The following is a 25,628-nucleotide window of genomic DNA, read 5'->3' as shown; positions in this document are numbered from 1 at the left end:
GAAATTTCTAATTGAGAACAGCCAGGCAGGCTGAAGGCCGTCCGGCTTCATTTATTGATATCCACCGATAATTTTGTGTTTGTTCCAGTGCTGACCCTCTCGTATGTGCTCTATATCTGAGATGACGTTTTTTTTCAGAGCGTCTTGGTCGTTCTTAAGCAAGGCCTCCTTCGCGACTTTGCGCAGGTTCTTCTGGGAAAAATGGGGCGAGGGGGGAATGCTTTCGGAAGTTTCCTGGGCTATGTCAGAGCCACGAGCTCCTGCAATAGAAGCTTCAGTTAGTGTCCCATGTGCACTATTGATGCTTGAGCCGCCGTTCGACGTTGTTCGCGTTGCGATTCTCGGGCTTGAGCTCGTGCTGCTAGCGGGCATAGCGGGATCAGGGGAGCGTTGAGGAGGCCGGATCTCTGGATCGTCGAACGTTCTATATCTCTTTAGGGGGTTGGGGGTTCGGGCTTTCAGAATCCAATTAGACGAAGCCGGTGCCTTCGGCACCTTCACCGTCGGCCCTTTCACCTTCGGCATCGCAATCAAACCGAGTCCCGCAGCGATCCATCCCAACGTTTCATTGGCCTGTTCATCCCGAACGAACATTCTCGCCGCCTCCGTCCCCGCGGCTGCCACCATCGAGCCCCAGGTCACGAAGTTCGCCACGGTATTGACCGTGGAGACCACCATCGTGGTTGTTGTGCCGACCGCCTCAGCCACGGCTGCTATAAGTGGCCCAGCGTTAGCCGTCAGAATGGAAAGCACGATACCAATGAATATCGAGGCCCCGAATAACCCTCCCTGGAATCCATAGTTATTAACGAGGCTTTGCGCGCGGTGCCCGCTCGGGTCGCTAAAAGCAATCGGGTTGCCCGCACAATACATATAGCAATTGAGGCCGCCGGCGCCGAAGGGGCTCATCGAGTCCGGGCTTTGAAAGCGCATCAGGCTCGGGTTATAGGCGCGGTAACCGTTACCCAACAAGTACCACCCCGTGCTCTCAACCGCTTCACCGTTAAAAGCCAGCAAGCTTTGCAGCCCATTGTTTTCGTCACGTTCGCCATAGGCTCCATAAACCACACTGCGCACATCGCTGCCCTGGTTCTCGCCGATCACCGACCGCTTGGCATCGGTCAGCAGCAACAGGGTCTGCCCGTCGTCGCTGGGGGTTTGTTGCCCCAGGGGTTGCCCCTCATGGTAGAGAAACTGAATGTGATGATCGTCGTGCAAGGTGTCGGTGACCCGTGTGCCCTGATAGAAGCGCAGGGTTTGGGTGTCGCCTTGTGGCTGGACGGCTTGCAAGTTGTCATGGGGGTCGTAGCGGTACGCCGTCACCGACTGCCCCGTCGGCGTCGTGACTTGTACCAGGCGCCCCTGGCTGTCATAGCGCAGCCGTAGACCGGTCTCGTCGTGCTCCAGGTTGCCGTCGGGGTCGTAGCTGAAGCGGCTTTCCAGCTGTTGGTAGTCAGGATGGCTATGGCTGGCGCCGACCAGTTGGCAAGGATCGTCTTCGGCAAAGGTGAAATGCGCGATGTCCAGGCGGCCATCGCTGAAAACCGTTCGCGTATAGATGATGTTGTCCAGCACATCGAATTCGAAATATTGGCTGACAATGGCATTGCCGTAACGGTCCTTGGGCAGGTCGGTGCCCGAGCACCGATAGCGCTCCAGGCGCCCGCGCAGGTCGTAGCTGTAGGTTTCCAGCAGGGCGCTGGCGCCGCCGACCCGCAAGTGCCGGGTTTTCACATTGCTGTCGGCCAGGTAAGTCAATTCGATGGAGCGTTCGGCTTCGATCGGTTGGTTTTGTGCATCCAGCAGCACCAGGGTGCGCAAGGTTTCGCGCCCCAATTCGTCGAATTCCAGGGTGGTGGTCAGGGTGTTGTTGGTCGCCTTGTCTTGACTGGTGGTGCGGTACACACGACCGATCACATCGTAGTCGAAGGCCGCGTGCAATTGACCTTGTTCAATACTGAGCAGGCGCCCGTTGCGGCGGTCGTAATCCATGAGTGTCTGATGGTTGCCGATGTCGGTGCGGCTCAGGCGTCGGCCTTTGAGCGAGGTCTTGTAGCGGGTGGTGTAGGTTTTGTTGTCGACGGCATCCTTCCAGCTTTCGGCGACCAAACGGCCGGCTTCATCATAGGAAAAATGATATTCGCCCTGGCTGTTCTTCGAGCTGTCGAGCCGGGCATCCAGCAGGTCGACTTCGAAAGTGGACTCATCGTCGGGGGCGGTGACAACGGTCGGTTTCTCGCTCAAGCCGTGTTTGTATTGATAGTCGATCTGGTTGCCGGCCGGGGTGATCCGATGCTTGGGTTGGAAATGGCCGGCTTCGTACACCAGTTGCTCGTCCCTTGGGCCTACCTTGAAACCTACCAGCCGATCCAGGCCATCGAACCGTTGCTCGCCGAGGCGGCGGGTGGGCAGGTGGGTATTGCCCGGTTCCACCTCGATCGAGGTGTGCAGTTCGGCCTGGCTGTGTTCGGCGTACGTGTAACGGACGGTGCTGAGGTCGGGCAGGGTGGTACTGAGCAAGCGTGCGAACGCATCGTAGCGATAGCGGGTGATCTGGCCGAGCGCGTCGATCGCTTGGGTGCAATTGCCCAGTCCGTCATATTTGAACGAGGTCTGGCTGATGCGCCGCCCATCCACCCCGATCTGTTCGACGCTGACGGTTTTTTCGAAACGATTGGTAATGGTCCGGGTGCGGGCAGTGCCGTCGATCCATTCTTCGGTGGTAAAGGCAATCGGATTGTTGAGGGTCCACTCCTTCACACCGTCGGGCCGGGTGACGCTGTCCTGCAGCCCCCACAAGTCGTAGGTGTAGGACGTCGTCAGGGGCAGGTCGGTGGCTTCCAGCCAGTCGATGTTCGTTTCCTCGATCAGAAAGCCCTTGGCGTTGTATTTCGCGGTGTAGATGTCCCGGTAGCTGCCGCCGGAATGGTCCACGTCTTGCATTTCTTCGCGTACCGCCCGGCTCATGCCGTCGAAGTGCGTGCGGACTTTGACGCCCTTGACGTCCTCCATTTGCTGGTAAGCCTGGGTGGTTATCGGGTCCTGTCCCGCATCGGCCGGACGGATCAGGCGGTAGCTGTAGCGACGTGTTGCCGGATAATCGGAATCGGGTGCCTGGATTTCTCTCTGTACCCTGTTCAACTCGTCATAAACATAACGGTGTTGTATGCCGTTTTCGGTGACCAGCAAAGGTTCGCCATTGAGCATCGAGCGTTCGTCGATCACCGTGCGCACGGCGTTGTCGACATCCGACGAAAACTGTTGCACGGTGCGCAAGGATTGGTTGCTGGGATTCTTCGTGTAGCTGTAATCGATGACCGAGGTCGGCCCGGAGTCATCGCCCAGGGTAATGGCTTGCCGCGCGCGCCGGCCGTGGGTCAACGGGGTTGCGGGGTCATTGATATAGTCAAAGACCGTGAGGGAAAGTTGTCGCTCCGTCTCGTCGATCAATTCATACAGGCGCTCTTCCACCACGCACAACCAGGGCTGTGGGATCGCACTGTCGCTGATGGCCGGCAATGTTTCATAGCGAAACCGGGCGCGCTTGACCGACGCGCCGGGCTCCAGGCCCGGGACGCGCTGGGGGTCGCTTGACGGCGTTACCGTCTTCTCCCGGACATGCCGCACGAAGCCGTACGGGTCTGCCGGGCAAAAGCCTTCGACACCGTCGTTGGGGTAGTAGGTAATCGTCTCGGTAAGGCCGGTGGGTTCGATGCGTAGTGTCTGGTTGCCATGGATGTCGTATTCGGTAATTTCCTTGTCCAGGCGCCAGAAACGCGGGTCATCGCTGAGGGCCCACAGCGTCGATGTTTGCCTGGGTAGTTGGCATTGCCGCGGCTGGTTGTCGAAGGACAGCTTGTCGTCATCATCGGCGTAGTAGCGCGTGCGCAGGGTTTTCTGGTGGTTGCCTTGGGCAACGACTTCCTCGGTCTGCAGGTGGAAGCGGTTGAAGGTGCGAGTGATGCTGCGCACGGTTTCACTTCCAATCGTCAGGCGTTCGGTGGAACTGTAGGTGTAACGATCGAGGACCCTGAACAGGTTGTCCAGTCCGCTATCATCCCAGTCGATCGAACTGCCGTAGCCCAGGAAGTTATGGCCGTCGGCACTGTAGCTGTACTTCACGGTAATGGGCGGGTCGCCGCTGCCAGGGTCGGTGATGTGATCGGTCACCCGGGGCAACTTGCGCGAGTTGTCCCCGCCCGGAAAACCGTGGCCCTCGTCGTTGTACCTGACGGTTTCATGAGCACCCAGGGGCGTCCACACTTCGCTGATGCAAGCCAGGTCTTTTTCGGTCCGGTATTCGAAGCGCCAGCCGGCGCCTTCGGTGGTCGGCAGCGTGATGCGGTCTACGCGGTCGTCCTTAAGGTTCATGACCACCCGCGCTGAAGGCGTCCCATTAACGATGCCCAGCGAGAACGTGACGGTATGCGCTGTCGTGTCGCGAGTGATTTGCAGCACCGCCCCCGTGTTATCCCGCATCGCACTGAGCATGGGCTTGCCGTTGACGGAAATGTACTCAAGGGTGACTTCATGTCCCTGTGGAGAATACAGTCTGATTGGCACGGCCACTTGCGGGCTGGCCCCCTTCAGTTCCAGTACTTCCACCAATCCCGACTTGTGCACAACCTTGAACTGTGCTGTGTCGGGCACGGTAAATAATTTGAAGTTTTCTATTTTCTGTTCTTTCATCCGCAAGCGATTGGCGAAGCCGGGGTAAGGGCCGGTCACCTTGAATGTTTCGCCTGAATGCAAGGAAATGATCTGGTTGCTGGGGGCATATTGCGTCAGGCCCATTTCCCAGCCCAGGCCAAAACCGGCGTTGACCGTGTTGAGGGGATTGAAGTTTAGCGTCAGGGGCACCACCGGGCCGCTGAGTTCGCAGGTTTTGACTTCGGGTAGAGATAAGGAAATGGTGTATTGACCCGTGCGCGCGTCGACTCCGGATTGAACGAAGCTGAGGAAGTTGAAGGCGTTGGAGTGGACGGCGGTGGTGGTGGCCATAATTAAGATTCCTTGAGTAATATTAGTATTCTCATGTGCCTGATTTGACCTCTATGCAGCTAAGGTGTCCACCGACCGTCCCGCCGCCGCTATGCCGGGTCTTCAATACACCGGGTTCAATGATCTGTCCCGCAGGTGCGTTGAACATTGTATCGAGAGACATCGGGTCAGTAGTGGTGGGGTTTTTTATCGTGCGAACTTCTATTTCCCAACCCGCACTCCATTTGCATGTTGAAGTCCACTTGTCATCCAAGAATGTGATGCGGAGCGCGGACGGTACGTTAATGAAACGAACGTTATAGGCTTGATCGTTTGTGCAGCCATGTTTTGAGACCACATATTCCCCATCCAACGCTGGAATGCTGCACTTGTGGATGCCATCACCTTCAATAACCTCAATTTGTCCTAAGGCATTGCTGGTATCCTTTGTGTTACTTATGTTTTCGTTTGCAGTGCCACTCGAGCTGATCAGGCTCAATAAAAGTATTGGTAGATAGTGTTTGAAGTTATTCATGTGTCACTCCTTCTTCCCTTTCTGCGTTGTGCGTCAATGACCGCTCTATAAAATCGTGCTTTCGTCGCGCATGGAAAGTACGGATTTCATAAGAAGCTAACAGAAAAAGCACCGTCGTAAACCTAACAGTTCTGATAGTTCCCAAGTCCTCGCTTCGAGCGTAAACCTGTAGGGGCACGCTCACTGCGACCGTTTTTTTGCGGCGCTGTCGGTGCTTAAAGAATGCTCAAGCATAAGGAACCCGGAACATGACGATTCGGACGCAGGCAAACCAAGCGCCGACCATTCCCACGCTGGGGCCGGACAACGCCATCGACCTGGACAGGCTTGGCACAGACGATCTGCAAACATTTGTCAAGTACGACGACATAGCCGACGGCGACAAGATCGTCATCAGTTGGTTCGGTTGTGGCGAGCACGGTGAAATCGTCGACAAGTTCAATGATGAAGCCGAGGTAGTCGACGACGCGCTGACTCCCGAGGGCATGCCGGTGATGATCGAGAACAGCGTCCTGCGTCAGCTTCTCAACGGCAGCGTTTTCTACTCGTATCGGGTGCGCAAACCCGGCGAAGCAACGGGCGACGAATCGTTGCGCTTGTTTTTCTTTGTCGGCAGGCGTCCCAGGGCCGCAGCAGCGTTGCCCGTGGTGCAGATCCGGGATTCCCATGACCTGCATGTGGACCTGGATACTGCAGAGGCGATCATTACACCCTGGGTGGTGCCTTATCAGGCGATGTCGGTGGGCGATACGGTCACCCTGCATTGCCGCAGGTTTTACCCGGACGGCAGCGAATACACCCCCGCCCTGGCCTATCCGACTGTTGTCGGGGAGGGTGAACCGGGCAAGCCGCTTGGCCTGTTTCTCAACCGCTCCGACCTGTTGCGGGTCGAAGACGGCTCGATGGAGTTGTACTACGGCATCCAATACGCCAGTGCCACGCAAGAAACTACGTTCTCCACCCGGCAAACCTTCCAACTCCTGGCGCCGAGCGCGGCGATGTTGCCGGCCTTGACGATCGTCGGCCATAGCGGTGGCACGATCAACCCCTTGCTTTTTTCCGATGGGCTGCCATTGCGCATCGAGGGTTATCCCGACATGAGCATCGGTGATGAAGTGCTCTGTCACGCTACTTCGTCGATCACCGGCATGGAACAGGTCGTGTTACGCGCCAATGTCGACGCTTCGACCTTGGACAAAGGGTTTTTCGAATTCATGTTGGATCCGGCATGGCTCAGCGCCAGCCAAGGGGCCAGCATCGATCTGCGGTATGAATACGCCTGGGCCGGTAAAGGCCTTTCGTCCACACCTTACCCAGCCAATGTACGTGCCCCTCTGAAGCTGCCGATGGTCATCGTCAAGAATGCCCGCCCCGACCCGGATGATCCCGTGTCAGGGGAAGGAGTATTGGATGTCCTGGGTTTGAGCGCCTCTGGTGTGACCATTGATATAGACCCGCAAGCCAACTATGGCGCCGATGATGAAGTCAAAGTGTATTGGGACGGTTATGGCACCAGCGGTAAATATACTGCGTTAGCACCCGTAACCCCGGGAAGCCGTACGTACAACGTCCCGCCAGAACATATTCCTGCGAATTTGGACAGGGCGGTCCCGGTGTATTACACCGTCTTGCAAGATGGCGATCCCGGACCGGTCAAGTCAGATGTTTTCGTTGTCCGTGTATTGCCGATCGACAAAACACATTACACGACCATTCAATCTGCCCAAGCTCAACTGACCAATGGAACCATTTATATCAGTCGAATTGAGTCCGGTGGTGAATTGTTCACTCTACCTCGCTGGCCGTATATGCGAGAAGGTCAAATTGTCAATGCCATCATTAATGGCAAAGGCAACGACGATTCGCCTCGGGCGGTACCCATTTTTGATAATTATCCTGTCGCCGAGAATGACGTCACGAACGGGTCAATAACAAAAACGGTCACGGCGTCCGATTTTCAGGTTTTCAAACTTGGAAGCATCAGCGTGCAAGTCATTATTACTTACGAACAGGGCGCGGAAACTTTCTATTTGCCCGCCAGCTTCACATTGGCGAGCTGAGAAGGCTTATTAAAGCTCATTATCGTTAGATAACTGAGGATACGAATCATGGCCGCGTCCCGGAAAACGTTTGCAGAATATTTGCAATGGGCCGCACTCAAACCAAGAACTAACGGTTGGAGTGCGCTGGTGGCTTATGACCGAAACAAATGTAACCAGTTACTGTTGCAGGAATACATCGAAAAATATGACCACCCTTCAATGATGCCTCCCGTCGATCTGGTTTATCGGACAGGCGAGAACACATGGAACTGGCTGCTGGGCTATATCATCGATGCGCCACGGTTGAGTTTCGATAACGACCCTGACGGGCAATCGGCCGAAGTCAATATGAGCATGGCCATTGTCGGGGGCAAGAAAATATCGCTGGCCGACACGGCTGGCCATGCTGAAGTCAAAACGATCAGTGTCTTTGACCCTTTGGATTTTCCGCGCCTGGAGGCCGAAGGAGTGCTGCTTAAGAATGTTCAGGGCAGCGTTGACCAAAATGGTGAAGTGTTGCTGGATCTAGGGGATCCGCTTTCTCAAGCCCATGCCTGGGAGCTGACAGGTGACCGGGAAGCGCGTGAGCGCCGGATGGCCGGGACATTGTTCAAGCGTCTGTTCCAGGAGGCCGATCCGGTCAGGCGAACGTTTTCCCTGGGGAAATTGGCATGGACCAGCCAAGGTTTCATGACGCCTCAGTCTTTCAGGCTGCGCACGCTTATGGAGAAGGGCGCGGATACGCGTGGGGTGGCTAACTATGGCAACGGCCTTATTGAAATGCGTGTTGCCATGGATGGCGAGGCGCCGGGTGGCTTGCCGGGTGAAGATTGGCTATACCCCTTGCCCAGCGACCGACCCGATCTGGATGCATTGATAGCATTCGGTTCACACTTTTTCATGCACAGCATCATTGGTAAGGGCACGGCCAGGGCATTCAACGCGCCCAACGCTCAATTTGACAGTAGGATCGATCACCGAGGTTTCATCGAATGGTTGGGCGTTAAGTCTGGTACCGAAGGGTATCTGGAAATTCCACCGTTCGAAGCTGGCATTGGCGACAGGAAAGTAACGTTCAGCCACTATAAATGCCCGATTTATATCAACCAGGATTATCGACTCACGATGACCCTTTATCGAGGGGCGGATGGATCGCTATCGTTGGGCGTGGGGATGGGAAGTGCCGATACAAAGCGCTGGATGATATGTACCGTAAATGGAGTTCCCTTCCACTGTCTAATGGGGCTTGGCTTCAGCGGCACTTATCGTTTTTCGCTGGATCGAGAGTCGCGCCGTCTGCAAGTAAGTTTGGAGTCGGCTCACGCGGCTGTAGAGTTTTATCCAAATGTGCTGCTGCCGTGGGACGTGGCAGCCTATATGCGTACAGCCGAGTTCAATATGGGGTTAGCGAGTCTCGTTGGCCTTGCAGTTAGGCAAATATTCAACGGGCTCGAGGCAATCGACGCGTTCATTCTCGATACGCTTCTTTTTAACGCCGAGAATGCCGTACAACTCAAGACCGCTGACCTGACGGGCGAAATGTTTCTTTTCGGTTCCATCGGCGCTCGCTTGGGTACGTTTGCCATCGATCCGGTAGAAGTTCTGTTGAGCCACGGTCAAGCCTATCGGTTCAAGACAATACCTGAAACACCGGGGGTCAAATGGAGCGTGGAGGGGCTTGAAGGTAATACGGCGGGCGTGGGGCAAATAAATGCAGATACCGGCGCCTATATCGCGCCTGCATTGGCGCAGATCAATGGGGCTTACCAACGAATCAAGATCGTTGCGACGGGCCCTGGTAATCGCCATGTCAGCAGGGCGTTGGTCACGGTAGTGGCCAGGGCTATGACACTCAATCCTCTGATCGAGATCTGTATCGCTTCCAAGGAAAATGAAGAAACAGAGACCCGTCAGCTTAGCGCTCATAGCCTGGACGGTGACTTGAGGTGGAGCGTCATCGGTGACGGCAGTATCGACCCGACAGCCAATGAATACGGGGAGAATATCTACCGCGCCCCGCTGAGAAAAGAGCCTGGGGCACCCACGTTCACCTTGGACGAAGTCGTTGTGGAAAACACAACGACTGGCCAAAAACAGAGTTCTTTTATGGTGGTCAAGCACTTCTCACAAGTGCTGTCGGTAACACTGGAATACCAGGGGCTTCCAGCAAATCAGGCAAAATTAATTGCCAAAAGGAACGGCTTGCCTATTACAGCGGGACTGACATGGTCCTGTATGCCTGAAGAGGCTGGATCAATTGATTCAGTTACTGGGGTCTTCACCGCAAGTGAAATAACCAATAGTCAATTTGTTTTGATAAAAGCCCGGCAGTATTCGGCTGACTTTGATATTGACGACGACGGATTTTCCCTCCAGCCGTTACCGCTCGTGCCGTTCCCTATTAAACCTGCCCCGGAAACGTTCAACGAAAACACAGGAAACGGTCGTACCCTTTACCCCCGCATACCATGTATCAACGCACTTGCCAGCTCACCCGTTGGGTACAGCGGCGATCCTGTCATTTAACGATACGAGGATAAATACCATGTCCGCACCAAAAAAAACGCTCGCCCAATATCTGCAATGGGCCGCGCTCAAGCCTCGTACGAGTGAATGGAGTGCGCTGGTGGCTTATGATAAAGGCAAATGCAACCAGTTACTGTTGCAGGAGTATATTGAAAAGCACGATAAACACTCGGTAATGCCCCCTATTAATGAAGCTTACTCGCCGGGAGAGACCGATTGGAGTTGGTTGATCGATTATGTCACCGATGCGCCACGCTTGAGTTTTGACAATAACCCGGACCCTAACTCCGCCGAAGTCAATATGAAGATGGCCATTATGGGGGGTAAAAATATTAAATTGGATGACGTGGCCGGGTTCGCTCAGGTCAATAGGATCAGCTCCTTCGACCCGTTGGACCATCCAGAGTTGAGCGCTGACCGGGTTCTGCTCAAGGATATTCAGGGTAGTGTCACTAGGGATGGGAAGGTGGTGCTGGACTTGGGCGATGCTGGTTCTCAGCGCTATATCTGGGAGGTGAAAGGCGATCGGATCGAGCATCAACGACGAATGGCCGGGGCTTTCTTCAAACGTAAGTTCAGAGAAGCTGATGAGGAACGGCGTACGTTTACCTTGGGTACCTTGGCGCGGACCACCCAAGAATTCATGAAACCCCAATCGTTCAAGCTGCGTACCATTATGGAGGAGGGGGCGGCTGCACGCGGGGCGGCAAACTTCGGCAATGGTGCCGTTGAAATGCGTATCAGGATGGATGATGAGTTAGAGGGCGGGATGCCCGGGGAGGATTGGTACTATCCTTTGCCCAGTGATCGGACCGACCTCGACACCTTGACAATATTTGGCAGTCGTTTCCTGATGCACGGAATTATTGGTAAAGGTACGGCTCGCGCGTTTAATGCGCCCAATGCTGAGTTTGAAGGTGAAACAAATACCAATGGCTTCACTTATCGAATAAAGGTTAAGGAGGGTACTCAAGGTGCGCTAGAAGTTCCGCGGTTTACCGCCACTGTAGGGGGGGGGAGACGCATTGATTATTACGGTTATCTGATTCCTATTTTTATCAATGCTGAAAATTTGTTGACGATGACATTTTACGACTCGACTATGGGTGAGCCCCATTTTGAAGTGGGTATGGGGAGTGAGCAAAATCTGACTCAGATGAAGTGTTATTTCAATAGCGCTGAAAGAGTCTTCAATATGGGGTTTGGATTTAGTGCCACCTATGCTTTTTCAATCGATCCAACTTCGCGTCGGCTTGTGGTTACCCTGCAAGACCGTGAAGGCTATCTGAAGGTGATTACCGAGGGGACCGAGGATTTTCCCGAAGATCTAAAAAATGATATGACCTCCGAGCGCTTCAAATGGGAGATACTTGGCCACGCCGCTGACGCGACATTGAAGGTGTTCAACGGGCTCGATGAAATCGATATTTTTCTCTTGCACACGCTTCTGTTCAACGCTGAAGACGCCGTACAACTCAAAACATTAGACCTGCCGGGTGAAATGATTCTATTCGGTTCTATCAATCCTCGTTTGACTACATTTGCCATCGACCCCGTTGAAATCATGCTGACTCACGGCCAGAACCACACATTCAAGACGGTGCCACCAATAACAGGGGTCAAGTGGAGGGTCGAGGACCTTGATGGTAACACTCCGGGCGCCGGGCAAATGAATGAAACCACGGGTGTTTATACTGCACCTTCGTTGGCCGATATCCAAGGCACTTACAAACGGGTCAAAGTCATTGCGACCGGACCCGGCAATGGTCCTCATATCAGCAGGGCTTTGGTCACGGTAGTGGCCAGGGCTATTACACTCAACCCTCTGATCGAGATTTGTAATGCTTCCAAGGAAAATGAAACAGAGACCCGTCAGCTTAGCGCTCATAGCATGGACGGTGTCTTGGGGTGGAGCGTCATCGGTGGCGGCAGTATCGACCCGACAGCCAATGAAAACGGGGAGAATATCTACCGCGCCCCGCTGAGAAAAGCGCCTGGGGCACCCACGTTCACCTTAGACGAAGTCGTTGTGGAAAACACCGCGACTGGCCAAAAACAGAGTTCTTTTATGGTGGTCAAGCACTTCTCACAAGTGCTGTCTGTAACACTGGAATACCAGGGGCTTCCAGCAAATCAGGCAAAATTAATTGCCAAAAGGAACGGCGTGCCTATCTCAGCGGGACTGACATGGTCCTGTATGCCTGAAGATGCTGGATCAATTGATTCAGTTACTGGGGTCTTCACCGCAAGTCAAACAACCAATAGTCAGTTTGTTTTGATAAAAGCCCGGCAGTATTCGGTTGACTTTGGTATTGACGACGACGGATTTTCTATCCAACCGTTACCGCTCGCTCCCTTGCCGCCGAAACCTCAAAAAGAAGACTCGCAAACGTCTGCTTTCGATGAGCTAAAAAACCTCTTGAGCGAGGCCTCTGAAAAACTGGAAGAACTCTGTCTGGACCCCACTACCCGGGAAAAGGCCAATGAGCTTTTGGATAACGTCACGTCAATCGTCGAGGACACTCAAAATGACCAGTAATTCTCTTGCCGATATCGTTGAAAAAATGAAAGCAGGCTCGATTACCCGTGGCTGGGGCGCAGTGTGTGCTTTCAATCGTGAGCGGCTTAATAGGGTGCTCCAGCAACAATGGTTGGAAAAGTACGATGGCGCCAGCTATTTGCCAGTATTTTCCGGCAGCATGGATCTTAATGATTCAGGAACCGAATATGGCGTGATGACGCAAGTCATGCTGGGTAAACCCTTACTATCGTTCGAGCCCGCACGGCTAGATACTTCCCGAGCAAAGTTGACATTAAGTATTTTGGGCGGGAACTTTAGTGTTCATGAAAAAAACCGTGGCTTGTTGTATGAATTCGATATTACCGAAGCTCACGGCTATACGCTGACCGTGGAACTGGACCTTTCCTTGGTGGTGGGTGTGGTCGACCGCCTGGGCAGGGTGACACTGGATTTATCCAAAGGGACTCGATTTTCCTGCAATCTCCCAGGGTCGGCGACGGGCCAAACCAAAATTGGCGCGTACTTCGATGAGCGTTTCAAGGCACTGCCGCCTGAACGGCAGGTTTATGTGCTGGGTATTCTCGACCTCAAAGGGCAAAGTGATTTGACCCCGACGGATTTTGTCGTACTGACCCAGCGGGCACCCGGGGCGGAGGTAGCGAGAGCGAAGAACGCGGCCGATGGCGCCGTGGTCGTCATGATAAAGCTCAGGGGGAGCGAATACGGCGGAGAAACTCCGTCTCCGGAGCGCTTTCCGTATCTGATTCCCGATGACGGTGACTATTCGGCAACCATGGTGCTGGCCGAAGAGTACGTCTCGAGATCCGACGATGACAAACTGGCGCTTATCCAGAGCCTGCTTTTTCCCGGCGAAAAAAACGTGTTCGTGGAGCATTCCCGTCATGTTCCCAAGGACTTGGTGATATTCGGCAGCCTGGATCCCTCCAGTACGTCATTGACCATCGAGCCCGGCGTTCACGTCATGAAGGCCGGTAGCGTGCCGTTTGAATACAAGGCTTACCTTAACGGCATCGCGACAAACGTTACGTGGAGCGTCAGGAGTCTTAATTCGAATACGTCGGCGGGTACGATCAATTCGACCTCCGGATTTTACCAGCCCGTCACCGGTGCCGAGTTAGGCCGGGATCTGGTGCGCAATATCGTTACGGCCTCCTACACAGATCCTCAGACGCAAATCGAGCACAAGGTTCAGGCCTTGTTGCTGGTCTCTACCCGATCGATGGCTATTTCCCCTGGGGTCGTGTCACGCATAGAGGGGCAGACAAGTACCGTGACCTTCGTCGCGACAGCGCTGAGGGGGGCGACACTGACCTGGAAACAACCCCTGTATGGAACGCTCTCCGTGTCGGGTCATACCGCCACTTATACTCCTCCATCGGCCGCCCAGTTGCTGGCGTTGCCCGAGTTCACCGTTGTCGACACCATCACCGTCGAGGATGACACCGGTGAGACGGTCGAGGCTTCGGTGGTGTTGACGCGGGTTGCGCCCACGCTGGATATAGAGCCGCGGTTTAGCGCGAGTGTGGAGCGCTTTGCGAGCGTGACGTTAAGGGAAAGGTCGGGTGCTCCGGACGCTCTTACGCGCACTTGGCAAGTGATTGGAGAGGGGACGGTCAGCAGCGATGGCATTTACACCGCTCCAGCGGCGCCTCGTCGACCCTACGATATCGTCAGGTGTGAAATATCTCATCCGGATTTTGGGCTTTTGTATGCGGGCTACAGCATCATAAAACTGGCCTCCCATATTGAGGAAGCGCGCTGGACAGGACTTAACAAATTTCAGTTGGTGGCAATGCGTTCCGAGAAGTTGTTCGCCAATGGTTTTCAACAATTGCAACTCCAGGCGATTATTCAAACAAACGGCGCACCGCTGAACCAGGAAGAAGAAGATTCATTGAGGATGTTCTACGTCCAATCGAACCAACAAGTACCCGAGGTGCCGGCTCTGCAAGAAGGTATCGAAGACGTTAGCGGGACGCAGGCACTGTGGGCGCAGACGAGGGATTCCAATCGCTTCAAACCGTACCCGGGCATGGCCTCTGGCGAAACACAAACGCAAAGCGGGGTTTCAGCGTCATCCGACAGAATTGACTTATTTATGGTGACTCGCTCCCCCCTGGCCACCCAATTTTATGCGGTGTTTGACGATGTATTAGGAAATCCCTGGCGCTCGGACATTTACCCGGGGACCGAAGACGGAATTATTTCACTTGTTCCCCAAGCCGTGCCAAGCCCCCAAAAAGATGATTATAAAATGGAACGCACACGTGTGGCTGGCGGCGGCGGAAATAACCCAGATCCGAACGATGACTACGATTTTGACAACTTTCTGGAGACGGTGGATTACTGGGCTTTAACCTATCGCCGTGATCAGCAGGTCGGTGTCGACTTCCTGACCGTGGAGGTGGAAGAGCCGTGGTCGATTGTGCAATGGGAAAGTGATGCGCCTAATGAAACCATGTTCAGTTATACCGGCTGGGCCTATAAAGATTCGACAAAACCAAGTAGTGGCAATGTCATGCAATACGATCCCGTATTGATCAAAAATCTTGGTACACGAATTAAATCCGAGATGCTGACTTCCTTGGCCCTAAATAAAATTCGAATTGGATTGTTTCGCGAATCACATAATGTTTCTCCTCCCCCCGATAAACCCAATATTCGACAGGATAAATATCCTGAGTTGCATCCTTTAAGGGGGGAAAAAATCAAGCTCGATTTGAGGGATGATGAGGGTAATTATCACAAGGTGGCTATTGGTTTTGTGGCCAATGATCGTAATCGATTGTTCGCGGATGTTCGCGGGGATTAGCAAGTTGCTCCAAGTAGTAAGATGCGCCTGCTAGCAAATTGAATCTGGTTGCCCGGGGTGCACTGGTGTTTTCAGTAAGTTTTTTACATGCAATGCGGCGGTCCGTCGCATTGCATGTATTAACCCTCCATTTTTATACGTTGGTGAGGCTGACCATGACTACGTCCACCGCTGTGCACTCCAATGCCTTTAACTTCATGAGCTTTATCCAGACAGGTGTAGACCCGCGAACCGGGTTGTATACCGTGTCGTTATCGTTACCGGATCTTTTCAGTAATGATTTGCGTGGCCCGTCCCTGCCATTAGCGCTCAATTACAACCCCCTGAATACAAATGACAGTGGCTTTGGCAAGGGCTGGAACCTTGCACTGAGTCAGTACACCCCAAGTAGTCAGATCGTCTCGGTGTATTCGGGGCAGACATTCAAGGTCACCGGCCCCTACGAAGGTGTTGCCAATCGAATGCGAATGAAGGAGCAAAAGATCGAGGAGTTTCAGTTCTACCAGTTGCCTGACGGCCAGTTCAAGATCGTTCATAAATCCGGGCTCGTCGAAGTGCTGGAGCTCAAGGGCGCCAGCCCGCAGGTGGCCGTGCCGGTGGCGATGTATTCTCCGCAAGGACACAAAATTACCTTGGAGTATGTGACTGTCGGTTCTGGCGCACCGATGCTCAGCGCCATAAGAGACAGCAATGGCCAATTGCTTAAAATCACCCGCAACCTCATCACCAACACCGTCACCCTGGGCTTCAATCCCGTCAATGGTGTGCCATTAGCCGAGGTGGTCCTGAGCATGAAGGAAGGGAATGTTGACAGAATTACCTTACCCACAACCGAGAATGCCGGTTGGCGCTTCAAATACCTTCCTGAAAAAGGCCTGGATTGCATCAGCGAGGTCTGGACACCTTTGGGCGCCCATGAAACGGTTCAATACAACGATGCGGGCCATGGCTTTCCCGGTGACGAACAACGCAAGTTGCCAAGAGTGACCGACCATATTACCGAGCCTGGCGCGGACCAGCGGCCTATCACAGTGAAATACACCTATAGCGCCAATGGCCATAATTTTCTCGGCTATCCGAACGCCGATTGGACGGATGACGGACTGGACAACCTCTATAAGGTCTTGAACCGTTATGAATATGAAACCACCGAACAGCTCATGGTCGGGAACGATGCAGTACGCAGCGTCACCCGCCGCTTCAATCGCTTCCATTTGCTGGTATCCGAAACCACCGTTCAGGGCATGCATCAACAGACGCAAGCAACCCGTTACTACGCAAACGACACCGATGGAATATCTTTCGATGCACAACCACGCCAATGCCAGTTGCCTAACGAGACGATCACCCGCTGGGAGCTGACGAACGACCCGCGTGAATGGCGTCAAGACGTGGAAACAAGCGAATACGACATTTACGGCAATCAGACCTTGAGCGTCCAAACCAGCGGCGTCACCGAGGCGACATCGTACTACCCGAGCGGCGGCGTCCCCGGCAAGTGCCCCGCGGACCCCTACGGGTTCGTCAAGCATGTCGAGCACACAACGGTCACGCCGACCACGGACTCGGAGCTGGTACCCGATGTGCAAACCGGGGCGCCGACACTGCGAACTCGGTACAGCTATGTCGAGCTGCGGCCGTTGGATCCGGATCCAGATGACGAGGAGGATGACAGCGAGTTTAGAAGGCCCTGGGCGGTCATATCCGAGGAAAGTTCGTATCACCTGCTGGGACAGACCGAAGTGTTGCTGGAAACCTCGAGCCTTGAACATTTCAATGCGACTGATGATCCGTTGAGGCATGGTTTGGAGAGACTGAAAACGCTGACGATGGTGGGGAGGGGCGATCAGTACGTCTCTACAACGGAATACGCGTACCGCATCAAAACGGACGAGGAGAAAGCCGAAAATAATAAAACCAACCAGGCCGGGGAAGTGTTGCTTGGCGAGCCCGTGCTCCTCACGACGGAAACCTTCACCGGCCATGACGGCCTGGTCAAAGTCGTCAGCGCCGAGCGGTCGCTGCTCAATGGCGAACCCCTTTTGACCCAGGACAAGGACATCAAGATTCGCAACACCTATGACGCCCTGATGCGGGTGTTGACGGAAACCGTGGCGCCCGACGATCCCGACTACGCCGCGACGCGTACCTATACCTACCGGCTCGTCCGTCCTACAGATGATGGGTCGATGGCCGGGCAGGCATTCCAGGAGGTTGAAAACGTCAAACAGATCAAGACCCGTACCTGGTTCGATGGTTTCAACCGGGCCATCAGGGAAGAACAGCAGGACGCCGATTTTTCCAATGGCGCCTACAGAGATATCTATCAGGCAACCTACAACGCCTTGGGCCAGCTGACTGAAGAACGAGAAATAGACTGGCTGGAACTTCAACCCCTTTCATTGACAACCACTTATACCTTTGACGATTGGGGGCAACAATCCAGCAGCACTGACCCTGCGGGCGTCAAGCAACACACCGTGGAAGATCCCATCGCCTTTACCACCACGGAGTGGACCGAAGGCATGGGCAAGACCGTCACGACCAACAACCGGCTTGAGAAACCGGTGAGCGTCCAGCGTTTCGATCTTGAGGAAAACTCCGTCAGCCTGCACACCTATCTCTATGACGGTCTGGGTCGCACCGTACAGGAGAAAAATGCAGCGAGATATGAGACGTCCTATACCTACGATGTGTTCGATCGCATGCTTGAAACCACATTACCGACAGGGCATAAGGTGGTTCGTGAATACGCAGGCCACAGCCGCAGCGATTTGCCGACATTGATCAAAGTGGGTGCAACAGAGTTGGGCACGCAGGCGTTCGACAGCCTGGAGCGCCTCACCCAGTCGACGACCGGAGGGCGAGTCACCCGGCATGAATACGACACCACCTACAGTAAGGCCAATCGCGTCATCCAGCCCAGCGGCGATGTGATTCATTATGAATATGCCTATGAACTGACGGATGAGCCGCTCACTCGCAACGCTGTGGCGGGTGAGCAAACCGTGAGCCGCCTGAAAGAAATGCCAAAGGCGATCCAGGCAACTTATGAATACGACCCTAAAGACGCGCGACTGACCCGCTCATCAGAGATCGATATTGAACTTGGGCGTACCTATGACGGCCAGGGAGAGTTGAAATCTGAAATGCGCACGGTGACGGATGGCGCTGGTCCCTATGAGATGACTTATGTACACAGTCGGCTCGGGCGGTTGATTCGTTACCAGGATGTAACGGGGCAGGTTCAGGTGTTTGACTACGATCGAACCAATGGCCGGCTGAACTATACCCAGTTGAGTGTTGTGGGCAACGAAAGTTACATCAGGAGTGACTTTACGTATAACGGCCAGGGTTTGATGGAACGTATCGAGACGGTGGATTACGGGAACACTACCGTCATCATCGACCTTGAATACGATGCACTGGGACGGGAAACGCTGCGCACGTTCAATCTCAACGGCAGCACGTCATGGTTGAAACAGGTCTGGAACGGCCTGGACCAGATAGAACGGCGCGAGTTGAGTGAAGGGGCGAGCCAGGGCGACACTTTGCTTCGCAAGGAGACCTATAGCTATGAACTTCGCGGGCGGCTCGAAGAATACCGCTGTGAAGGACCTCAGGCGCCAGTGGACCCTTTTGGCTACCCGATGACGCGGCAGCTGTTCTTCTTCGATGCGCTGGATAATCACGACCGAGTGCGCACCTTCTTCATCAAGGGCCAAACCACCGAAGACAATACGGCGATTTTCGTATACAACAACCCGGACCCGGCCCAACTGACGCGCGTCACCAACTCCCATGCCGACTACCCGGATATCGAACTTGAATACGATGCCAATGGCAACCTGATCAAGGACGAGGAAGGACGGACCTTGTCCTATGACCTGCTGTCCCGCTTGGTTGAGGTGAGTGGGCCTGGTTCCGACGGCAGTCGGTTCTATGGGTATGACGGTGGCGATCAATTGTCGGCCAGCGGCAGCGATGGCGACCGGGAGCAACAGTTTTACCGCAATGGCACCCCGGTTAATTCGGTTGGCGCCACGCAGAGCAGGACTTACGTATCGGCCGATGGGGTGATGCTTGCCGAGCACCAGGAAGGTGCGGGCCCAAAGTCTTTACTGTTGGCGGGTGATTACAGCGGCAGTGTGCTGAGGGAGGTTGACGGTGGTGAAGTGAGGGAAATCGCTTATGCCGCCTACGGCTACCGTGATGCGGAGCAGTCGGTTGCTTCACGCCCGGGCTACAACGGTGAAGTCAGGGATGAGACGGGGTGGTATTTGCTGGGTAATGGCTATCGGGCGTTCAATCCACGGTTGATGAGGTTTCATAGTCCGGACAGTTGGAGCCCGTTTGGGGAGGGGGGGGTGAATGCGTATGCGTATTGCCGGGATCCGGTTAATTTTACGGATCCTACGGGACATGGTGTTTTAAGTTCTCTAAGAAAGTTTTTTGGATTTAAATCAAAGTCTTCAGTTGCTAAGAGAGTAGATGTGGACTTTGGGGATCCTGGGTTGAAAAGTGCTATGCCGGATGCAAAGAGGGTAAAGTATAACCCCCTATATGAGGAAATCGGCGTACCTGAAAGGACACCTGCCCGCGTAAAACTGGTTACAGAGATCGACTCCGCTCCTCCGCCCAAACGTAGCGATATAACTCCTCTACAAGGGGGTGTCAAACAATCAAGGCAAGGGGCGATGCTTCCTTCTGCCCCATCAACGCGGCCATCTGATCGAGTGCGAATGCGATTAGAGCCAGTTCGGAATGCCGAACCCGAACAAGTTCAACTAACGCCCTCGTGGTCTCCTCGCACTCAGCGCCGAATAGACGAGTTAGAGTTGAAGCTTGATCGTGATTACAATCAACGCCATGACTATATGCAGGTAAGCTCCGAGCAACGACGGAATTGGCAAGCGGAATTATATCGCCTACGCCGGTCGTGAATTCATCTAGATAACCCACTCACCCGAGCAAACTCCACCAACCCACCGTCATGGCCAAGTCCCAACTTGTCCATGGCGGTGCGCTTTTGTCGGCTGATGGTTTTTTCACTGCGATTGAGCTGGGCCGCTATCTGTCTGCCCGACATCCCGCGCACGAACAACCTCACCACTTCCAACTCCCGCTCGGAAAGGCTCACCCGGCTGACGTCCGAGCCGGTGGCGGTCAAGGATTGCCCTTGTAGAAGATCGAGAAACGCCGGGCATGTATACCGCCGCCCTTGGGTGACCCCGAGAATGGCCTGTTTCAGCTCCGTCAAAGGACTGCGCTTATCGAACAAGCCGTTCACGCCGGCATTGAGCAAGGCCTGCAACACGGACGGATTGCGCAGCATGGTGATCACGATCAAGGGGCAGGCGCGGTAGTGGCGTTTTAAATAACCCATCAGGGCCAGGCCGTCCGGAAACTGCCCATCGGGCATCGAATAGTCGCTGATCACCAAGTCGCAGGGGGTGCGCTCCAAGTGCTGGAGCAGTTCATCGGCGTTGCGGGCCTTGGCAACCACTGAAAACCCAGCCCCCGCCAGGACCATTTCGATGCCCGTCAGCACGACGGGGTGATCGTCGGCAAGGATGATGCGTATGGGGTTATCCAGAGGGGGCCTGTGCGACACTCGCGTATCGTCACAGGCACTGAGGCCGATAATATCGCAGTGTGCAGGCGTGTGGTTCAGATTCATTGCTGCCTCTACAAGGTCCAAGCACATCCCGACCGTTGTAGAGATGCCATCGGAGCGCTTAGATCAAGCCGCGTTCGCGCGCGATTTTCCCCGCGAGATGCCGCGAACCGACGCCGAATTTTCGGCGGATGTTATTGAAGTGATAATTGACGTTGGCTTCGCTGCAATCAACGATCATGGAAATCTCCCAGGAAGATTTGCCGGCCTCGCTCCATTGCAGGAATTCCTTTTCACGTTTGGTGAGTCGAATCGCTTGGGGTTGGTTGCTCTCCGTAGAGGGGCAATGGTCTTGATATGGCGACGAGTGTCCAGAAATCGCGGTGCTGTGGTACATGACTGAAACTCCCATTCATCATCAGTGATGGCGTGGGGACGGCGGAATCTTCCTACTTCCTGATGGCATGGTTCGCACGACCCGTCTTCAGCCCCTTGAGCCAGGGCTGGAGGCACGGTTTCGTTTATAGCCCGATTCAAACCAGATGAAACCTGTCAGACATTACAGGTGGTGGACTCTAATGAGGATTGATCGAAAAGGATGTCAGCCAAAGCATTTGATATTGTGGGATTTATTCCCGTTCGGCGGCGGGTACCGCTTGTCCTGATGGGCGAAAACCAGGAGAACCCGCGTTGGGGTGGGCTATGACGCAAAGGTATCCTCCATTTAAATTTGCATTCCGCCAACCCCGGGTATATACACGCACCATGCTTCCTTCCCAATGTCTGTGCATCAACCTGCGTCGTGCCGCCCGTGGCGTCAGCAGGTACTACGACGGCGCCCTCGACGGCTTCGGGATCAACGTTGCCCAGTATTCTTTGCTCAATAACCTAGCGCGCCTGGACCAGCCGAGCATCTCATCCCTGGCCGAGGCCATGGGGTTGGACCGCAGCACCCTCGGGCGCAACCTGCGGGTGCTGGAAGGCGAGGGGCTGGTGAAGCTGGCTGAGGGCGACGACTTGCGTAACCGCATCGTCGTGCTCACCGAGGCGGGGCATGCCAGGTTGGCGGCGGCATTGCCGGCCTGGGAAGCGGCGCAACAGAAACTGATCGATAAGCTCGGTGCTGAAAAGCGCGCGACCTTGCTGGCCTTGCTGGATGAACTGGCGTGACGCCGGTTCTTCCGATGATAAGTGGGTATATACCCGCGACCGGAGAATAAGCATGACATCGATGTGGCGTACCTGTGGTTGGGTCCTGGTGGGCAGCGCGCTGATCCTGGCGTTGTCGCTGGGGGTGAGGCATGGCTTCGGGCTGTTCCTGGCGCCCATGAGTGCCGAATTCGGTTGGGGCCGTGAGGTGTTCGCCTTCGCCATTGCCTTGCAGAATCTGATCTGGGGCCTGGCGCAGCCTTTCACCGGCGCCTTGGCCGACCGCTTCGGTGCGGCGAAAGTGGTGCTCATCGGCGGAGTTCTTTATGCCGTCGGCTTGGTATTCATGGGCATGGCCGACTCGCCATGGTCGCTGTCGCTGAGTGCGGGGCTGTTGATTGGCATCGGCCTGTCGGGCACGTCGTTCTCGGTGATCCTGGGCGTGGTCGGACGGGCCGTGCCGCCGGAAAAACGCAGCATGGGCATGGGCATCGCCAGTGCTGCCGGTTCCTTTGGCCAGTTCGCCATGCTGCCGGGTACGCTGGGGCTGATCGGCTGGCTCGGTTGGTCGGCGGCGTTGTTGGCGTTGGGACTGCTGGTGGCGTTGATCGTGCCGTTGGTGAGCATGCTCAAGGACGCGCCGTTGCCGGTGGCCGGCCATGAACAAACCCTGGCCGAAGCCTTGCGCGAGGCGTGCAGCCATTCCGGGTTCTGGCTGCTGGCGGTGGGCTTTTTTGTCTGCGGTTTCCAGGTGGTGTTCATCGGCGTGCATCTGCCGGCGTACCTGGTGGACCAACACCTGCCCGCCAGCGTCGGCACCACTGTGTTGGCCCTGGTCGGTTTGTTCAATATTTTCGGCACCTATACCGCCGGCTGGCTGGGCGGGCGCATGTCCAAGCCACGCCTGTTGACCGGGTTGTACCTGATGCGGGCGGTGGTGATCGGTTTGTTCCTGTGGCTGCCGGTGACCACCACCACGGCGTACCTGTTCGGCATGGCGATGGGCTTTCTGTGGCTGTCGACGGTGCCGTTGACCAATGGCACGGTAGCGACGTTGTTTGGTGTACGAAATCTCTCGATGTTGGGTGGGATCGTGTTCCTGTTCCACCAGTTGGGCTCGTTCCTCGGTGGTTGGCTGGGCGGGGTGGTGTACGACCGCACCGGCAGCTACGACTTGATCTGGCAGGTGTCGATCCTGCTCAGCCTGTTGGCGGCGGCGTTGAACTGGCCGGTGCGTGAGCGGCCGGTAGCGCGCTTGCAAGTCCAGGTCGGTGCGGCATGAGTCGCGTCGGCCCGTGGTTGATCGCTGTCGGTGCCGGCCTGCTGCTGGCGTTTGCCTGGTGGGGTTGGCATCAGGGCGGCTTGGCGTTGATGCAACTGGGCATGGGCACGTGCTGAACAATGGACGGCATCGGACGCGGCGAGTAACGTCGTGGGTCTGACACGTTTTTAAGGATATACCGACATGTTGATGCGCTGGTTTGCTGTCCCCGCCCTGTTGCTGGCTGTGACCGGGCAAGTCTGGGCGGCCGACTGCCCGCCGTTGCTGGAGGGTTCGTTGCCCAAGCTGCGGGCCAAGGAAACCGTCGACTTATGCCAGCGCTTCGCCGGCAAGCCCCTGGTGGTGGTCAACACTGCCAGCTTCTGTGGGTTCGCCCCGCAATTCAAAGGCCTTGAGGCGCTCAACCAGCGCTACAAGGACCAAGGCTTGCAAGTGCTGGGCGTGCCGTCCAATGATTTCAAGCAGGAAGCCAAGGACGGGGCAGAAACCGCCAAGGTCTGCTACGTCAATTACGGCGTGACTTTCACCATGACCGAACCACAGCCGGTGCGGGGTGCCGACGCGATACCGCTGTTCAAGCACTTGGCTGAACAATCCGCCGCGCCGAAGTGGAATTTCTACAAGTACGTGGTGGACCGCCAGGGTAAAGTCGTTGGCAGTTTTTCCAGTCGGATCAAGCCTGACGATCCGGATTTCATCAAGGCTGTGGAGACGGCCATCGCCTCAAAACCCTGATTGCCCGTCACGAAAAAGCCCCGCTTCTTTGCAGAGAGCGGGGCTTTTTTTTGCTTCAGGTGGCGAGAGGTTCAGGTGCGCCGCGAAACATTAGAAGCGGTAGGTTGCACCCACGCCGAAACCGTTGGCGCTGTTTTCGTATTTGGCGCTGTAGGACTGGCCGAGGGCGTTGCTGCCGCTGACGTTGACTTTTTCTTCCTTGAGGTAGGAATAAGCGACGTCGATGGTCAGGTCTTCGGTCGGGCTCCAACCGGCGCCCAGGCTGAAGATGGTCCGGTCGCCGGTCGGGATGCGTGGCGAGCGATCGGTGTTGTTGGTCGGCGCCTGGTCGAAGGTCAGGCCGGTACGCAGTACCCACTGCTTGTTCAACTGGTAGGAGGTCCCGATGGCGTAGGCCCAGGTGTCGTGCCAGTTTTGTTCTTCGGTGATGGTGCCGAGGGCAGGGTTCAGTAAACCACCGCCAGTGCTGGTGCCTTCGTTTTCCACCGTGATTTCTTTCAGGCGGCTCCAGCGAGTCCAGGTGCTGCCGGCGTAGACGGTCCAGGCATCATTGATTTGCTGGGTGACCGAAAAGTCCACCGACTCAGGCGTGGTGATGTCCAGCGAAGCGTCGTAGCGACCATCGGTGAGCAGGGGGGGCGGTGTACCGGCGCCCGGGCTCACTTCAGTGTGGCCTTCAAGCTTGTACTTGACCTTGGAGTGATAGGTCAGGCCAACACGCGTGGTGTCCGTTGCCTGGACCAGTACGCCAATGTTGTAGCCGTAGCCGATATCGTCACCCTTGATCTCCACGCCGGCCTCAGGCAAGCCTGGCACGCCGAGCTGCGATTCCAGGGAGCCGGAAATACGGTTGATGGTCGGGCCGAAACCGATCGATACCTTGTCGTTGAAGGCATAGCTGACGGTTGGCTGGAACGTGACGACTTTGACTTCGCTCTTGCTGCCGAAACTCCGGCCCTGGAAACCATTTTCGTAGTCGGTGATCAAGCCGAACGGTGCGTAGACACCCAGGCCGAACGCCCATTGATCATCGATAGGCTTGACGTAGTAACCCATCGGAACGCCAGTGAGCGGAACCATGTCGCCCTTGTTGGTACCGGACTGGGTGCCGCTGGCATCGTCGATGTCGGTCGAGGCATCAATGGCGGCGAAACCACCGGTGACTTGCTGGCGCTTGAGGCGCGACATGCCGGCAGGGTTGCCGAACACGGTGCTGGCGTCATCGGCAGAGGAAGAACGACCTGCGAAACCAGTGCCCATGCCACTGATGCTTTGTTCGTTCAAGGCAAAGCCACTGGCGAAAAGTTGCGTGGATGCCAAGGTAACGGCAAGGCCAAGTGTGGTTTTGAGCATCATTTTTTTCATTGTTAGAACTCCTGGTGATCACCGGGGCGAAAATTACCAACAT

General features: G+C 55.4%; 13 protein-coding genes. 8 read left to right on the top strand and 5 right to left on the bottom strand.

From position 1 onward, the window contains the following. Window positions 1–51 precede the first annotated feature (51 nt). Both HU715_RS15800 and HU715_RS15795 read right to left on the bottom strand, forming a co-directional pair. Window positions 52–5,001 (bottom strand): RHS repeat domain-containing protein, encoded by a 4,950-nt coding sequence (locus HU715_RS15800; RefSeq protein ID WP_186709912.1) that lies wholly within the window; start codon window positions 4,999–5,001, stop codon window positions 52–54. A 31-nt stretch (window positions 5,002–5,032) separates the two neighbouring features. Further along, window positions 5,033–5,515 carry a hypothetical protein gene (locus HU715_RS15795; RefSeq protein ID WP_186709911.1) on the bottom strand — a complete coding sequence of 161 codons (483 nt, stop codon included), beginning with the start codon at window positions 5,513–5,515 and terminating at the stop codon, window positions 5,033–5,035. A gap of 248 nt (window positions 5,516–5,763) precedes the next feature. On the opposite strand from HU715_RS15795, the gene HU715_RS15790 reads away from it, so the two are divergent. From HU715_RS15790 to HU715_RS15770, 5 genes are all read left to right on the top strand, one after another. Next, a complete protein-coding gene (locus HU715_RS15790; protein WP_186709909.1) occupies window positions 5,764–7,575 on the top strand; it encodes a hypothetical protein in 1,812 nt (603 codons plus the stop codon). 48 nt (window positions 7,576–7,623) lie between these two features. Beyond that, window positions 7,624–10,083 (top strand): hypothetical protein, encoded by a 2,460-nt coding sequence (locus tag HU715_RS15785; RefSeq protein ID WP_186709907.1) that lies wholly within the window; start codon window positions 7,624–7,626, stop codon window positions 10,081–10,083. 19 nt (window positions 10,084–10,102) lie between these two features. Then, entirely contained in the window at window positions 10,103–12,622 is a 2,520-nt protein-coding gene (locus HU715_RS15780; protein WP_186709905.1) for a hypothetical protein, read from the top strand. Continuing rightward, window positions 12,612–15,437, top strand: coding sequence for a hypothetical protein (locus HU715_RS15775; RefSeq protein ID WP_186709903.1), 2,826 nt, complete (start codon window positions 12,612–12,614; stop codon window positions 15,435–15,437). Before HU715_RS15780 ends, HU715_RS15775 begins: the two co-directional genes overlap by 11 nt. 155 nt (window positions 15,438–15,592) lie before the next feature. Continuing rightward, window positions 15,593–20,380, top strand: coding sequence for an RHS repeat-associated core domain-containing protein (locus HU715_RS15770; RefSeq protein ID WP_186709901.1), 4,788 nt, complete (start codon window positions 15,593–15,595; stop codon window positions 20,378–20,380). A gap of 2 nt (window positions 20,381–20,382) precedes the next feature. Here the strand turns inward: HU715_RS15770 and HU715_RS15765 are convergent, their stop codons facing one another. Both HU715_RS15765 and HU715_RS15760 read right to left on the bottom strand, forming a co-directional pair. Then, the gene (locus HU715_RS15765) at window positions 20,383–21,117 is read right to left on the bottom strand and encodes a response regulator (protein ID WP_189656352.1); all 735 of its coding nucleotides are present in this window, start codon (window positions 21,115–21,117) and stop codon (window positions 20,383–20,385) included. Window positions 21,118–21,175: 58 nt separating this feature from the next. Continuing rightward, the gene (locus HU715_RS15760) at window positions 21,176–21,451 is read right to left on the bottom strand and encodes a LuxR family transcriptional regulator (protein ID WP_186709899.1); all 276 of its coding nucleotides are present in this window, start codon (window positions 21,449–21,451) and stop codon (window positions 21,176–21,178) included. A gap of 368 nt (window positions 21,452–21,819) precedes the next feature. Here HU715_RS15760 and HU715_RS15755 point away from each other — a divergent pair, with 368 nt between their 5' ends. The 3 genes from HU715_RS15755 (at window position 21,820) to HU715_RS15745 (ending at window position 24,220) form a co-directional block, all read left to right on the top strand. Continuing rightward, window positions 21,820–22,224 (top strand): MarR family winged helix-turn-helix transcriptional regulator, encoded by a 405-nt coding sequence (locus tag HU715_RS15755; RefSeq protein WP_186709897.1) that lies wholly within the window; start codon window positions 21,820–21,822, stop codon window positions 22,222–22,224. A 52-nt stretch (window positions 22,225–22,276) separates the two neighbouring features. Then, entirely contained in the window at window positions 22,277–23,485 is a 1,209-nt protein-coding gene (locus HU715_RS15750) for an MFS transporter (protein WP_186709895.1), read from the top strand. Between the two features lie 183 nt (window positions 23,486–23,668). Then, entirely contained in the window at window positions 23,669–24,220 is a 552-nt protein-coding gene (locus tag HU715_RS15745; RefSeq protein ID WP_186709893.1) for a glutathione peroxidase, read from the top strand. Window positions 24,221–24,310: 90 nt separating this feature from the next. Here the strand turns inward: HU715_RS15745 and HU715_RS15740 are convergent, their stop codons facing one another. Continuing rightward, the gene (locus tag HU715_RS15740; protein WP_186709891.1) at window positions 24,311–25,585 is read right to left on the bottom strand and encodes an OmpP1/FadL family transporter; all 1,275 of its coding nucleotides are present in this window, start codon (window positions 25,583–25,585) and stop codon (window positions 24,311–24,313) included. Window positions 25,586–25,628: the final 43 nt, after the last annotated feature.

It is taken from the genome of Pseudomonas zanjanensis, assembly GCF_014268745.2.
GTDB classification, from domain to species: domain Bacteria; phylum Pseudomonadota; class Gammaproteobacteria; order Pseudomonadales; family Pseudomonadaceae; genus Aquipseudomonas; species Aquipseudomonas zanjanensis.
The sequence above is the reverse complement of the archived record's forward strand: the minus strand, read 5'-3'. Positions and strand labels throughout refer to the sequence as shown.